This window comes from Clostridium sp. YIM B02551 (assembly GCF_022324735.1).
Classification (GTDB): domain Bacteria; phylum Bacillota; class Clostridia; order Clostridiales; family Clostridiaceae; genus Clostridium_T; species Clostridium_T paridis.
Window position 1 is genome coordinate 299,794 of record NZ_JAKGTF010000002.1, and the last position, 14,106, is coordinate 313,899.

At 28.5% G+C, this 14,106-nt stretch carries 16 protein-coding genes; 2 read left to right on the forward strand and 14 right to left on the reverse strand.

The annotated features are described in order from the left end of the window. Nucleotides 1-2: 2 nt before the first annotated feature. The 13 genes from L1S47_RS04075 to L1S47_RS04135 form a co-directional block, all read right to left on the reverse strand. A complete protein-coding gene (locus L1S47_RS04075; RefSeq protein ID WP_238882224.1) occupies nt 3-917 on the reverse strand; it encodes an Ig-like domain-containing protein in 915 nt (304 codons plus the stop codon). Between the two features lie 166 nt (nt 918-1,083). Then, a complete protein-coding gene (locus tag L1S47_RS04080) occupies nt 1,084-2,874 on the reverse strand; it encodes a hypothetical protein (RefSeq protein ID WP_238882225.1) in 1,791 nt (596 codons plus the stop codon). A 5-nt stretch (nt 2,875-2,879) separates the two neighbouring features. Further along, complete coding sequence (locus L1S47_RS04085) at nt 2,880-3,755, reverse strand: cohesin domain-containing protein (protein ID WP_238882226.1); 876 nt, start codon at nt 3,753-3,755, stop codon at nt 2,880-2,882. Nucleotides 3,756-3,941: 186 nt separating this feature from the next. Continuing rightward, nucleotides 3,942-4,277 carry a DUF6054 family protein gene (locus L1S47_RS04090; protein WP_238882227.1) on the reverse strand — a complete coding sequence of 112 codons (336 nt, stop codon included), beginning with the start codon at nt 4,275-4,277 and terminating at the stop codon, nt 3,942-3,944. Between the two features lie 28 nt (nt 4,278-4,305). Then, nucleotides 4,306-4,647: a hypothetical protein gene (locus L1S47_RS04095; protein ID WP_238882228.1), complete on the reverse strand. Its 342-nt coding sequence runs from the start codon at nt 4,645-4,647 to the stop codon at nt 4,306-4,308. Beyond that, nucleotides 4,635-5,195 (reverse strand): sigma-70 family RNA polymerase sigma factor, encoded by a 561-nt coding sequence (locus L1S47_RS04100; protein ID WP_238882229.1) that lies wholly within the window; start codon nt 5,193-5,195, stop codon nt 4,635-4,637. The genes L1S47_RS04095 and L1S47_RS04100 overlap by 13 nt, the downstream gene beginning before the upstream one ends. Then, on the reverse strand, nt 5,185-5,970 hold the full coding sequence (locus L1S47_RS04105; protein WP_238882230.1) for a hypothetical protein: 786 nt from the start codon (nt 5,968-5,970) through the stop codon (nt 5,185-5,187). Before L1S47_RS04105 ends, L1S47_RS04100 begins: the two co-directional genes overlap by 11 nt. 143 nt (nt 5,971-6,113) lie before the next feature. Next, entirely contained in the window at nt 6,114-6,842 is a 729-nt protein-coding gene (locus tag L1S47_RS04110; protein ID WP_238882231.1) for a LytTR family DNA-binding domain-containing protein, read from the reverse strand. A gap of 15 nt (nt 6,843-6,857) precedes the next feature. After that, nucleotides 6,858-8,171 carry a sensor histidine kinase gene (locus L1S47_RS04115; RefSeq protein ID WP_238882232.1) on the reverse strand — a complete coding sequence of 438 codons (1,314 nt, stop codon included), beginning with the start codon at nt 8,169-8,171 and terminating at the stop codon, nt 6,858-6,860. A 120-nt stretch (nt 8,172-8,291) separates the two neighbouring features. Continuing rightward, a complete protein-coding gene (locus L1S47_RS04120; RefSeq protein ID WP_202765601.1) occupies nt 8,292-8,438 on the reverse strand; it encodes an AgrD family cyclic lactone autoinducer peptide in 147 nt (48 codons plus the stop codon). Next, nucleotides 8,407-9,045 (reverse strand): accessory gene regulator B family protein, encoded by a 639-nt coding sequence (locus tag L1S47_RS04125; RefSeq protein WP_238882233.1) that lies wholly within the window; start codon nt 9,043-9,045, stop codon nt 8,407-8,409. Before L1S47_RS04125 ends, L1S47_RS04120 begins: the two co-directional genes overlap by 32 nt. Before the next feature lie 265 nt (nt 9,046-9,310). After that, nucleotides 9,311-10,132, reverse strand: coding sequence for a Cof-type HAD-IIB family hydrolase (locus tag L1S47_RS04130; RefSeq protein ID WP_238882234.1), 822 nt, complete (start codon nt 10,130-10,132; stop codon nt 9,311-9,313). 230 nt (nt 10,133-10,362) lie between these two features. Continuing rightward, the gene (locus L1S47_RS04135) at nt 10,363-10,743 is read right to left on the reverse strand and encodes a desulfoferrodoxin (RefSeq protein WP_238882235.1); all 381 of its coding nucleotides are present in this window, start codon (nt 10,741-10,743) and stop codon (nt 10,363-10,365) included. Nucleotides 10,744-10,900: 157 nt separating this feature from the next. Between L1S47_RS04135 and L1S47_RS04140 the strand changes: the two genes are divergently transcribed. Then, nucleotides 10,901-11,137, forward strand: a complete 237-nt coding sequence (locus L1S47_RS04140) for a hypothetical protein (RefSeq protein ID WP_238882236.1) — start codon at nt 10,901-10,903, stop codon at nt 11,135-11,137. 235 nt (nt 11,138-11,372) lie between these two features. Here L1S47_RS04140 and L1S47_RS04145 read toward each other — a convergent pair whose 3' ends face one another. Next, a complete protein-coding gene (locus L1S47_RS04145) occupies nt 11,373-12,674 on the reverse strand; it encodes a M18 family aminopeptidase (RefSeq protein WP_373689025.1) in 1,302 nt (433 codons plus the stop codon). Nucleotides 12,675-12,860: 186 nt separating this feature from the next. Between L1S47_RS04145 and L1S47_RS04150 the strand changes: the two genes are divergently transcribed. Next, a complete protein-coding gene (locus tag L1S47_RS04150) occupies nt 12,861-14,036 on the forward strand; it encodes a cation diffusion facilitator family transporter (RefSeq protein ID WP_238882249.1) in 1,176 nt (391 codons plus the stop codon). Nucleotides 14,037-14,106 lie beyond the last annotated feature (70 nt).

Here is a 14,106-nt window from a genome sequence, read left to right on the forward strand (position 1 = left end):
CATTAATTGTGTTTCTTTATAATAACTCCTAAAACTATCATGCCTAATCCTATTATTGGAAAGTAATTATATCTTCCAGTCTGTGGTAGTTTACCTATATTTGTATTTTCACTTGGCTCTTGTTCTCCTGGTTGATCATTAGAACCATTTCCACCATTATTATTACCGCCATTACCATTATTATTTGAATTCTCTTTATATACTTCCACACTACATACCGCTGTCTTATTACCATCCTCTGCTGTTACTGTTATTAATGCCTTTCCTTCCTTTATTCCTTTTATATATCCATCCTTAACCTCAACTGTACTGTCATTACTTGATGTCCAACTAACATTCTTATTTGAAGCATTTTTAGGTAAAATGGTTTGTATTAGTTTATATTCTTCTCCTACCTTTAACCTGTATTTATTAGTGTTTAATGTTATGCTTTCTACATTCACTACTTGTGGCTTCTCAATAATATTTAAACTTAATGAGTTAGCTTTAATTCCTTCTACTTTCTCTTCCTTACTATTTACAAATATTGTGGATGGTAATGTTACTCCTGCATTTCCTGTTTTTAAAGCCTTAAACTCAAACTCACCTATTTTCACTTCTCCATTTACTCCTTTATCTTTTCCAAGGATAGAGAGAAGATATCTGTCTGTTCCATTACCTACATTACTTCCCATCTCATTAAACACATCAAACTTAGCACTAATTAGCTGTAAGTATTCTATACTATAGTTCATTGATAAATCTACACTATATAGATCCTCTGCATTTGATGTCTTTACTATAACCTTAACCGTATCGCCTTTTTGGTACTCTTTAGAATCAGTAGTAATTTGAATTGTATTCTCTTCAGCATATGTTATTGTTCTAAAAGTAAATAACATAAGAAAAGTACACAAAATAGTTATGACCTTCTTCACTTAAACTCCCCCATTTCATGAGATTTATCTAATCTTTGCCTTATCACCTCCTAAAAAAATTGTCAAGGCGATTATGAGCCGTCTATTTTTTCTCGCATCTGCCTTTCCAAACGCATGTGAGGATAATTTGGCAGGCGACTAATTCTATTTTTTACACATCCCCCCTCTACTTTATAGTCTTAAGAAATGCTTCCCATTTCTCAACATTTTCTCTATTAGAAAGAAGTTGTTCTCTTAAATAAGGTGAACCTATTTCTAAAGAACATATCTTAGCTCTTAGAGCGTATTCTTTCAAAAGGTTGTACATGGTTGGTGATGTCTCCTTTATTTTTGCTTCTAAATCCTTACTTGCAAATCTAACATCTTCTTTATCTGCTTCTTCTGCAATCTTTACTAGATTCTCTGAGCTCAAATTATCTTTTAGATAAAGATCATTTTCTTGAGCAAACCATGTATATAATAGATATTCAAAGTCATTTAGTCTATTTACAACCTCTTTATTCTCACCTTCACTAGATTTGGCTAAATTCCATAACGGAACAATTTCATATCCTTTAATATATTTATTTATAAAATCACCCCCATCTTCCTTCATTAATTCTTTAACCATACTATAAATATTGAAGGTTTTTTCATCTTTATTTGAAAGTATATAATTAAGTATGTTATCTTCTTTAGATGTTTTTTTACCTATTGTATCTTCCATATATTTAACTACTAGAGGTGATTGTGTATAGTGTAAAAATTCTATTTTTCCTGGTGAAGATGTTATACTTTCCTCATCTGATGGCGCAAAATTTAAATTTTCTGGTGACTTTAATTTCATGTAGGTATATCTCTCAAATAAATTTCCAAATTCTTTTTCTGGAAAAATGTTTAATCTATCTCTTAAATCCTTAGGCAAGCTCATCATTGACATATTTTCATAATAAGTTGCCAATCCTTCGTAGAAATTTAACATAGGAGCTTCGTTAAATTTCTCTAATGCTACATTTGATTCAAAAAATGCATGAAAAAGTCTATGTCCCATAAGCTGCCAGTCTCTTGCATTTTCTGGGTTGAATGTACTTGCCATATTCGTTGAACTGGCTCCTCCAATTATATATCCCTTGTTTTCTCCTTCAGTTCTTAAGATTACTATTGAATAGTTATTTATCTTCTTCTTAAATACTTTTGAATAGTAGTTATATAAAGCTTCTAAGCCTTTCTTTGCATCTTCTGTATAAGAACCTTCAGCTTCTGGATCAATATAAACTGTATATCCTCCATCCCCAGTAATGTGTTCATCTTTTTTAAAACTACCAAATGTAAATGTAGATTTTCTTATCTCATATAAATCAAACCATGAAGGATTATTTATTTCAGAAGTTGACTTAGATTCTTTACTTTGAAACGGAACAATACTATCCCACTTATCAGGAACTATATTCTGAATTTTAATATCTTCAACCCTATCTGCTTTTTTATTTTTCTCATCAATGGCAGCTAGCGGCATTGCAAGTACTGACTCCCCCTCATAAGATAACATTTTGCCATAGACTTCACTATTATAGCCATGTTTACCTAACTTAGCTATTTCAACATTATAGTTATAATCAATATATTCTGATTTACTCTTCAATCCATCTATTACTACAATTCCATTCTCACCTTTAAAATTAACTTGATTTTTCTGATCATCTATACAACTTTCATTAGCTACACTCATATTTCCATTAACTAAAACAAATTGTTTTGGCTTAAATAATCCTTTAGCTTTTATTCTTACATTGACATTAAGTGTTTTACTATCTATATCTTTAGGGCCAATGGTATATTCTATCTGAAATTTTCTAGGTATGGACTTTAATATAGCTATTGAGCCAGATATTAGTATAATTGCTAAAACAATAGCTGATATTACCCTATTTCTCTTAACCCACCTTAAAATATTGAACTTCTTTGGCTTTTTCACCATATCATTCATCCCCTATCTTTATTGGTTTTCAACTTATCTTTTATCTTTTTAATTCCTTTAGTTTTATAGCCAATTACTATAAAAATTGTAACACCGCTAGCTAATATTAATGGTATATACTCCTTAATTCCTTTACTTTCTCCATTTATAGCTTGTCCTTCTTTCACATTTGCACTACTCTTTAATGTCCCGTTATTTTCTTTATTTCCTGCTATATTACTCTTCCCTTCTTTATTAGCAACTTGCTCATTATCACTTGCTATATTTTCTTCTTTATCTGCCTCTTCCTTTGCTGGTTCCTTATCATCACTTGCACTTTGTTCGTCGCCCCCTTGCTTAATGTTGTTATCTTCTGTTTGGGGTTTTGCTGGAGAAACAGAAACTACTTCACTTGATACTACATTTATTGGAATTGAATAGTTGGTATTCTTACTTATTACTACTGCATCACTATCCACAGCTTTAATGTTACTAACATTTAATATATTCCCACCTTTAATCTTTCCTTTAAATACCAATTCCCCAATCAATTGTTCTTTTAGCAACTCTTTTTTTGAACTTGAATTTATTAATGGATATGTTATTATTCCTTTGGCCTTATCTACAGTCTCTCCTCCAAAACTTTTAAATCCATTTTTCATATCTAACGTACTGGAAACCAAATCTAAAAGTTCAGTGTCATAATTTATAGTAAATTGCACTCCATATAAGTCATAAACATTTTCTGCCTTAATATATACCTTGAATTCTTCCCCTATTTTAACCTCATTCTTATCAATTGCTGTAATAATTGTAGTTCTCTCTTGTGCTTCAACAGAGATAGCTCTGAAGAATATTATTGTAAATGCTAGAAATAATGTAACTAAAAATCTCCTCCTCATACTTCCCCCTTAACTTCTATTTCTGTAAACGTTTACCATGCTTTTATTATATATTTCCATATATTTACAGTCAATGTTTGAAGCTATCTACTTATTGCCTTTATAATGTGGCAAAAGTACAACAATACTAAATTTAAATAAAAAAAACACCACTAAAGTTAAGTGGTGTTTATAACAAAGAACTATTTAATTCAATTCATTTACTGCTGACTCTACAACTTTTACCAAATCATTTTCTGCTCCAAGACTAAAATTAAAAATTACCCCTGAGCCCCCTCCTGCACCTATTGCAGAAATAAAAACTTCACTATCATTCCCCACTATAGTAAGAGTCAAACTCGCCCTATTTCCGTTTCGCATGAAATATTTATCATATACACGTACTGCTACTAATGTTTCACCATAGACATAATTACTTTCATCAACTAGGTTGATACTCATAGCGCTATTAAGTACCTTTTCATTAATTGCATTAACAACTGAGCCAAAATCTCCCTTTATAATCTTTTCATATTTAGCCACTTTTCTTTTCCCCCTCTTCTAAATATCATTAATTTAGAACAAACTCTTTATCTACTATAATTTTATATGTTCCATCTATATTAATATCTATTATTTCAACCTTTATGTCTTTATTATCCCCCCATATAATTTTATCACTTATTAAATACTCACGTTTTACATTATCCTTATCAAAATGATACATAAATAATTTTTTATATGTCTTTGCTTTTGTTGTTACTATTGTTTTAGCTTCCATCATATTCTTTGGAACTTTTTTAATCCTTATATCTGTACCTTTTATACCTTCAAGGGTAAAACAAATATCTTTTAAAACTTCATTGGTTGAATTAACTACATATACATTCGGGAAAATTTTCACATAGTACATTTTTCTTCTCCTTCTTCTTTTAAAATACTTTCTTTTATCTTCTCTCTTCCTCTAATCAAACGCTTATATATAGAATCCTTACTCATATCTAATTCTATAGATATTTTTTCTATCGATTCATCAAGTAAATATTTCTTAACAAATATAATTTTATCTTTTTCATTTAAGTTTTCTATTAGATGATAAAATGATTCATCATCTAATTCTGTAACATCTTCTTTTCCTTCTCTTTGATTTATAATTTCTTCATTTAGCTCTAAATGTATTTTCTCCTTACATATTTTTCTTTTGTAATCAAGTGCCCTGTATTTAGCTATTGATATTAAAAAGTTCCTAAGTTGCCCCTTATTTTCATCATAGCAATCTATATTATTCCATATAGTTAATAATACATCATTAAAGCATTCTTCTATGTCCATAGTATGATTTAAAGGATTTACTAGCTTATTTATAACTCCATATAATAACCTTCCATATTTTATCTTGAGTTCTTCTAATGCAATTTCTTTATGACTCAGTATTGCTAAAACAATATCCCTATCTGTCATAGCTATTACCTCGCTTAACCCAAGACTTATACAAATAGCTATGAATATCTTTATAATCAGAATTTCTAATTATTAAATCGTAGCTTGTTCCATCTTCTATTTCCACTAATACTTCTGTTACAAGCTTAGGCCGAACAATTAGTATGAGTAGAAATATCAATACAATAATCCTTGCACACATTATAGATACAAATTCTGAGTTTATAATAAACTCCTCAATAAACATTTTAACAACATATCCTGTCACACCAATTCCAAACAATATTGGCATTAATGAAACAAGGAATACAAAAACCTTAGCTATTGATATATTTTCTTTCAAGAAGTTCTTTAATCTGACCCTTCTTTTTATCTTCTTTCCAATACTTATCTTTTTTATTTCTTCTTTAATGTAACTCTTGATTGCTAATGGTTTATTATAATAATTAGATGAAATAACAATTATTCTTTCATTTGTGCAAAACAATAATTTATTAAAAGAAAATCCATCGCCTGTCATAAATGGAATAGGCATCATCATATTCACCATCGTTCCACTTTCAAGCACATCTATATCTATTCCTTTAATTACTTTCTCAATCTTCTCCCCTTCATATAAAATACTTTCTACATATACTCCTGACTCTCTTAAAGCATCTTTAGCTATTTTTAGTTTAATATCATTTGTTATTCTATTTAAGCTTTCATCATCGATTGTAGCGAAGCTCATATATTCTTCAACTTCACTATCTTCATATGCGCTTTCATTTAGTAATCTTAATATGTTTTTATCCATTTTAATTCACCTGCTTTTAATTCTTTATCCTATATTCGTAATTCTCCATAACTTTTTGGACAAATTTTCCTTGGTAATTAAAATATTATAAAAACAAAGCGTACTAATTATCCTTAGCACGCTTTATGATTTCTCCATAATACCTATTTTGCTTTTGTAAGTCCTTTTAAATGTCTGTTAGAAATTATGCATTCTTCATCATTTATCATATATGCTATCCTATCTCTGGTATCAATTTCCTTAATATTACGCCTATTGACTATATAAGATTTATGACATCTATAAAATCTATCATCTAATTTCCCTTCTATATCACTAAGCTTACCATTAAATTCAATATGTCTATCAGTAGCATGCACAACAACTTTGTGTGCTCTAGTAGATGTTTCGAAGAATAGTATTTTATTAAACTCTATATTAATTATCTTCTCATTTATCTTTACATTAAACACTTCCATATCGGAATTTTTTGAAGAATATTTCTCATTAGCATTTAAAATACATTCTCTTATTCTATCTTTTACCTCTTTGGGATTATCCTTGACTATATAATCTAATGCTTCCACCTTAAAGGTAAATGTCAAATAACTCATTTCTCCATGCGTTGTTATAAATACAATAAATCCTCTAGGATCATATTTTCGTATTTCTGCTGCAAGCGCTATCCCATTAAGCTCTTGTTTTAAATCTACATCTAAAAAATATAAACCAGTTCCCTCATTGTTTTTAATATACTCTATAACATCTTGGGGCTTAGGAGTAACTAAGGCTATACTCATATCGAAATTTTCAATGATTATTGTATCATTAACTGCCTTTTTATAGGCATTTCTTTGTTCATCATTATCCTCACATATAAATACTTTAAGCATCTATACTCCCCCATCTTATACAAAATTACTATCAATAGTTATCTTTTGTATGAACTCCTCATTTTCTATAGTTGTGTCTATAGAAACATTACTGTACTTTTCAAGTATCTCTTTCAAATTACTAAGTCCAACACCTCTATTTTCTCCTTTTGTAGAATACCCCTTCTTATATATCTTATATATAGGAGGCGTATCTTCTGGACATTTGTTTAATATTGCTATAATCAATGCTTGTCCCCTCTTAACAAATGCAATTTTCACCGTAGGATTTTCGCATTTTTCACCTGCTTCTATAGCGTTGTCTAATAATATTCCCAAAGATCTACTTATATCTATAATATCCATATCTACATTTTCAATAGGCTCTACTATATCTATAAATAATTCAATCCCTATTTCCTGTGCTCTTATAAGCTTTGAAGATAATAACCCCTTAATTTCTGGAATCTTTATATTTTTAAGCAGCGCTATTTTAGAATTATTTTTACCCATTTCATTGCTTAAAGGTAAAATATTTTCATTGAAATGCTTCTTTAGTCCTTCCATATCATCATCTTCAATGTAACCAATCATTGAAGAAATTATATTCACGTAGTCATGTTTAAAAGCTCTCATATCACCATATAGATTTTCTAAATTATCTGTATACTTTTGTAAGCTCTCAAAGTGAGTCTGTTTGTTTTTTAGTTCCATCTCTTTAGTAATACTCTTAAATAATATAAGCATCACCACTCCTAAAAGAATAAAGTATATAAAAAATAATAATCCATTTACCTTAAGAACTTCATTTGTAAATCCAAATTTACTTCCCAATATAATATTTATGTAAAATATTATAAGCGTTATTAATAAACTTAAGGTTATTAATATTGAGAACTTATTTTTTAGTTCAATATTAAAAATATTATTTCTCTTTTTTATAACAAACCGTATCATTTTAGTAGTTACATAAATTAATATAAACTCCGTCAATGCAAATTCAGCATATAACAAACTAATATCAGTAATCTTACTTGGTTCAATCTTAAATATAAACATAAAAATATAACTTGCACTATAATCTATAACCACAGCAATAATAATAGATAGTAGCGATACTATTATACCCATTAGCATGTTTTTACTATTTTTATATAAGAATATAATGCTAATCATTATAATTGGTAACATAATTATAAATTCATTAATATTAATAACAACTGTTGCTACGAATACTGATAAGACTATCATTGATATTATATCTTTTATTTTTATTTTAAATGGTGCTATATTAATTATAGCTGTGTATATAAGTAATACAGTTACCAATACCTTTATATATATCTGCATAAAGCACGATTTTCTCCTTACATTACATTTTATTACATTATATCACAATATTATTCTATAAAAAATAATAAGAGATACAATTTGATTTAAAATTGTATCTCTTATTACTTTTAAAAGTCTTTACTTATCTTCATTTTTTTTAAGCATTTCAGCTGGTATCTTAGGTTCATATAAACCGATCATTATACATTTACCCATTGCTTTATCGCTTATTTTTGATGAAGCTTCACCAATCTTAGTTAATAGTTGCTTTTTCATATCCTTCATAATTCCTATACCTCCTATTTAATACTTTATATGTAATTGGTAATATACTAACAACTTCAGCACATGATGCTAAGGTAATTAAATTTCTAATGGGTTCACTTGGAACAATTAAAGCTATTACCATTAAAGTTACACCAATTATTACTGCTTTATTTCTTAGACTTTTTCTAAATGCTTGTCCTAAAAGTGGATGATATTCGGTATCTGCTGGTGCATATTGATATAGTAATACATTAATTATCATAAAGATAAGAAATACTATGTATCTGCTAAGCAAAAAAATGTGACTTAAATATCCTCCCCCTACAAACAATAACAGTGTTGTTATAGTGCAAACAATGCTGCTTTTAGAATGAATTCCAAAGGCATTGCTTCTTAGGGCAGCAAATACAATCATAATAATAAATGCTTCAATAATTAAATTAGTTTCGAAAGCTACAAAAAATACTATTAGAAATTTTGAAATATTTATCAATAGTATCTCCATACCTAATTTCATTTTTTGTAGTTCCAAGCCTTCCTTATTAGTTACTTTATTTATTCTTAAAATAATTATTTCTGCTAATCTCTCCATTACATTCATATTTCTTTTAGCTCCACTCTCCATGTATATCACCCTATAAAATTGTATCAAAAAATCACATATATTTTATATATTTGTCCTAAACGTATGAAATCTTATACTAAACGTAACCTTTAAATATAATTTAATTAAACATCCTTAAAAAAATAATAAAAATCACAGAATAACTCTGTGATTTTAAAGCTACCTATTTAAAGAGTTTTAGTTCAACTAATAATTTGTTCATGCCTGAAAATGTCTAGAAACCAGCTTTTTCAAATAAGAATAAATTAAGTTTCCTATAAAAACCCTATAATATAAACTTATTAATAGCCTTTCCAACACCGGAATTTTCATTATCATCTGTAATATAATCAGCCACTGCTTTTAGGCTTTCAGTTGCATTGCCCATGGCTATTCCAAGTCCAGCGTATTTTACCATAGATATATCATTTTCATGATCTCCTATGCAAATAATCTCATCTCTATTTATACCTAATATTTCAGCAAAAGCTTTTACGCCACTTCCCTTTGAGGTTCCTTCTGCCATAATCTCTATATTATCTGGACCAGAACTTACTACTTCAAGGCCTCCAAGTTCAATTAAATCCTTTTTTATTTTCTCTATTAGTTCAGGACTTTCAGGAAACATTATAGCTTTAAGAACTTCTCCCTCATATATGTCATATACTTCTCTTATATTCTCATGAACACCAAATGCTACTTGTAAATGCTTAGGTGCAGTTTTATTTGTAATCATATATGCATTATCTTCTGCTGGAAGTTCTCTGGTTATGAATCTATTAAAAGTATTAAAATTTGTTCTTACATTATATTTATCAATAATATCACAAATTTTATTAAACTGATCTCTGTTTAATGGATGTTTAAAAATAACTTTATCTTCATCCTTCTCTCTAATATACGTACCATTTGATGATATTACTGCTACCTTTACACCTATAAGTTCTGCATAAAGACTAGCCGAAGTATATAATCTTCCAGTCGTAATAGCGATCTTCACTCCTTTTTCCACAGCTTCTCTTATAGCTTTTTTATTTAATTCTGTTACTTGATGCTTACTATTTAGCAAAGTACCATCCATATCGATACATACTAGTTTATAACTCATTTCCTCACTCCTAATCTTCTTAAGTAAATAAGCTTCAAATTTTCTCTAGATTGAAACTTAATTAATATTTACATTATTCTATTTATAAATTTAAAATACTCATTAATATCCTTACTTATTATACTCTAAAATATATAAAAAAACTAATCACTTATATAATTCTATTTTTATACTAAAATGCAAAAAGATAAGGATATTAATCCTTATCTTTGAAAGCTCAAATATATAAATTATAGTACTGTTTTCCATAATCCATGAAGATTACAGTATTCTCTTACTTCTATAACTTCCTCATCTATTTGGAAAGTAGCTTCCGGTTTATCTGCTGGAGTTAAATCTTTTCTTAATACCTTAGTTGCAGTAACTACTTCAATCCATTGAATTGAATGAGCGTCTGTCATTGGATGCTCAACTTCTCCAACTACTACATGTACTCCACCATCTACTTTAGTAACAACTGGAATATGTTTTTCTGTTGCTGCTTCTGTTGTATTTCCTTCTAAAAGCGTCATTGGTTTTCCACAACAAACTAAAGTCCCTCCACCTGCATTTAAAACCTCTACTATATTACCACATAATTCACATCTGTATATTTGCTTTTTTTCTATCATTTACTCTACCTCCACTTTTTTTAATTTTCAACTAATTATGTTCACTATTAAACAATAATTATTATTACCTAATATCATTATATAATATCTTCCTAACTTTTACAATAGTATTTTTTGATTTTTAGTTAAAAATATACTTACGAAGGGAGGTTTATATATGAAAAAGAATAAACATAGAAGTAAAAATAATCTAGCTCATAATATTGTAGATAAAAATAAAGATTACCTACCAAACAACAGAGATTTTTATAAACCTGAAGAACATGAGCTTAGAAGCTATTCTCCAAATGGTGATTACACAAAATTACCTGATCCTACTGAGGATCCTATTGTTTGTAATAACATTTCCTATCAAGAATTTGATTACACTGACCAGAGCTTATATAAAGAATAACTTTTTTGTCTATTTATATAATTAAAAAATCATATTACATCTCATAGAGTAACCCTTAGTTGAAACGTCTAAGCGTTGAAGTGACATATAAATTCTTTAATGCATTATATAGTTTAAAAACTTGGGTTCACCAAGTTTTTAAACTAACAAATTTATTATAGGATTCTAAGTTCAACTAATAACTTATTCAAACAAGAATAACTTTAGCTTCCTATAAAAAACTCTATAATATTATTTAAAGCTTATAGAATTCTTCAAAAGACTTAATTGTATAATAATGATCTTTTACTCCTCCTAGCTCTCTAATTGAATGCATTCCCAAAATAGGACTTCCCATATCTACAGATTTTATATTTAAATGTGATGAGCTAATAGGCCCTATAGTTGAACCACCTCTCATATCTGATCGGTTAACAAATTTTTGGCATGGAACTCCAGCTTTTTTGCATATTTCTTGATATACCGCAGATGAATCTGCATCTGTTGTATAGCTTTGAGATGCTGCTATTTTGATAACAGGACCTCCATTTATTATAGGCTTATTTACAGGATCTGATTTTTCGCTATAGTTTGGATGTATCGCATGAGCTAAATCAGCTGAAATCATAAAACTCCTAGCTAAACTTCTTAAATAATCTTCTCTATCTCCTTTAAGTGAAAGTACTATTCTTTCTAAGGTACTAGCCAAGAATTCTGAATCAGCCCCTTGTTTTGTTAAGCTACCAACTTCTTCATTATCATAGCATACTAAAACATTGGTTCCATCAGTAGTTTTACTTGATAATAAAGCTTCCAATCCTGCATGTACCATTGATAAATCATCTAACCTAGCAGAACTTATAAATTCCTCATTTAATCCAATAATACTTCCTTTCTCATACTCATACGGAAATAAATCAAAATCAAGAATTTCACTTATATTTATTTTCAACTCTTTTGCTATTAGTTTTAATATTAAATTACCTTTTTCTAATTCATCATTAATCATAGATATAAGCGGAAGTGTATCTTTTTGTCTATTTATTTTAACACCATCATTTATGTCTCTATTCATGTGTATAGCTAAATTGGGAATGATTAATATAGGTTTATTTATATTAATAAACTGCACTTTAGGACATAAAGGATTTTCAGCTCTTAAAGTTACCCTCCCTGCTAAAGCTAAAGGTCTATCAAACCATGTCGGTAGTATAGGTCCGCCATAAACCTCAGTATTTAATTTAATATATGCATTCTCTGCAACCATCTCTGGGTTTGGTTTTATTCTAAAACCAGGAGAATCTGTATGTGCTCCAATAATTTTAAATCCACTTTTAGCTGGAGATTCTTTTCCAACTGCAAATGCAATAATTGCAGAATGATTTTTTGTAGTAAAATACTTACCTTTACTTGTAATTTGCCATCTATCTTCTTCTCTTAATTCTTGAAATCCATTTGCTTTAAGCTCTTTCTTTACTCTTTCAGTAGCATGAAATGCAGTAGGACTTTCATATATAAAATCTATTAAATTTTTTGCTATCTTTTTTTCCAAATTAATCACCTCTTCAATAATATTATTTTAAATTATATGTTAATTAATATTTACTTTAACTATTCTCCCCTATTTTCATAAAAAATCCCATGTAAACAATTATATCATAGTTTTTAATATATCTAGTATTTGATATAAATTTAAATATTAGTTAGAATATTTATAATACATTTAGATTGGGGTGTTGACATGATGATTTTAAAAAGTATTCAAGTTCTCTACGATAAAAATCAAAAGAACTTTGATGATAAAACCAGAAATGAGATTGGACTCTTTGCAGGTATAATTGGCATTATTATAAACTTTATTTTATTTTTAATTAAAATATTCGTTGGATTATTTTCAAATAGTATTGCCATTACAGCTGATGCATTTCATAGTCTATCTGATTCTGCCTCTTCTATTGTTACGATAATAGGATTTAAAATTGGTTCGAAACCAGCTGATGAAGAACATCCTTTTGGACATGGACGTATGGAATATATTTCTGCCCTTATCGTAGCATTTATGATACTAATTGTTGGTTTCGAATTTGTAAAATCGTCTTTAGGAAAAATATTTGATCCAGAACCAGTGACTTTCAAGATAACTCATTTCTTATTGTTATTACTATCTATATCCTTTAATATTCTTCTTTCTATTTTTAATAGAACTGTAGGCAATAAAATAAACTCAACTGCATTAAAAGCTATTGCAGCTGATAATATGGGAGATGTTTTAACAACTTCAGTAGTTGTATTTTCATTTTTGATATCTAGATTTTTACCTTTTCATATAGATGGATATGTAGGCATACTCGTTGCTTTAGCTATAATTTATGCTGGATTCACCTTTATCAAAGAAACTATTAGTCCTTTACTTGGAGAATCTCCTGACCCTAATCTAGTTAAATCAATAGAAGAAGGCATTCTATCCTATAAACCAATTTCAGGAGTACATGATTTAATAATTCATAACTATGGACCTGGAAGATGTATGGCCTCAATTCATGCTGAAATACCTTCAGATATTAATATAATGAAAATTCATGAGGTAATTGATAAGGCAGAAAAGGAATTGTCTGAAAAGTTGAATATTTATCTTGTTATACATATGGATCCTATATGTATAGAAACCGAAGAAGTTCTATCTGCCAAAAATGAATTAGAAAGAATAGTTAAAAATAATCCTTTAATAAAATCCTATCATGATTTTAGAATTGTAGGAGAAGGTGAATTTAAGAATTTAATTTTTGATTTAGTTATAAATCCTAATGAATTAAACAAAACAATTAATGAATCAGAATTAAAATTAAGTATTTCTAAATCTATTAAAGAATATCATCCCCAATATAATTGCGTAATTACTATCGACTATGTTTTCAGCTAAATATATTCTTATAAACAAAAATAAGTGCACCTCAAATGTTTTATATACATAGCATTTGGAGTGCACTTTA

What these genes read in the sequence shown, in the direction of transcription:
- L1S47_RS04080 (WP_238882225.1), bottom strand. Translation starts at nt 2,874, where the DNA reads ATGGTGAAAAAGCCAAAGAAGTTCAATATTTTAAGGTGGGTTAAGAGA.
- L1S47_RS04085 (WP_238882226.1), bottom strand. Translation starts at nt 3,755, where the DNA reads ATGAGGAGGAGATTTTTAGTTACATTATTTCTAGCATTTACAATAATA.
- L1S47_RS04095 (WP_238882228.1), bottom strand. Translation starts at nt 4,647, where the DNA reads ATGTACTATGTGAAAATTTTCCCGAATGTATATGTAGTTAATTCAACC.
- L1S47_RS04100 (WP_238882229.1), bottom strand. Translation starts at nt 5,195, where the DNA reads ATGACAGATAGGGATATTGTTTTAGCAATACTGAGTCATAAAGAAATT.
- L1S47_RS04105 (WP_238882230.1), bottom strand. Translation starts at nt 5,970, where the DNA reads ATGGATAAAAACATATTAAGATTACTAAATGAAAGCGCATATGAAGAT.
- L1S47_RS04110 (WP_238882231.1), bottom strand. Translation starts at nt 6,842, where the DNA reads ATGCTTAAAGTATTTATATGTGAGGATAATGATGAACAAAGAAATGCC.
- L1S47_RS04115 (WP_238882232.1), bottom strand. Translation starts at nt 8,171, where the DNA reads ATGCAGATATATATAAAGGTATTGGTAACTGTATTACTTATATACACA.
- L1S47_RS04120 (WP_202765601.1), bottom strand. Translation starts at nt 8,438, where the DNA reads ATGAAGGATATGAAAAAGCAACTATTAACTAAGATTGGTGAAGCTTCA.
- L1S47_RS04125 (WP_238882233.1), bottom strand. Translation starts at nt 9,045, where the DNA reads ATGGAGAGTGGAGCTAAAAGAAATATGAATGTAATGGAGAGATTAGCA.
- L1S47_RS04130 (WP_238882234.1), bottom strand. Translation starts at nt 10,132, where the DNA reads ATGAGTTATAAACTAGTATGTATCGATATGGATGGTACTTTGCTAAAT.
- L1S47_RS04135 (WP_238882235.1), bottom strand. Translation starts at nt 10,743, where the DNA reads ATGATAGAAAAAAAGCAAATATACAGATGTGAATTATGTGGTAATATA.
- L1S47_RS04140 (WP_238882236.1), top strand. Translation starts at nt 10,901, where the DNA reads ATGAAAAAGAATAAACATAGAAGTAAAAATAATCTAGCTCATAATATT.
- L1S47_RS04150 (WP_238882249.1), top strand. Translation starts at nt 12,861, where the DNA reads ATGATTTTAAAAAGTATTCAAGTTCTCTACGATAAAAATCAAAAGAAC.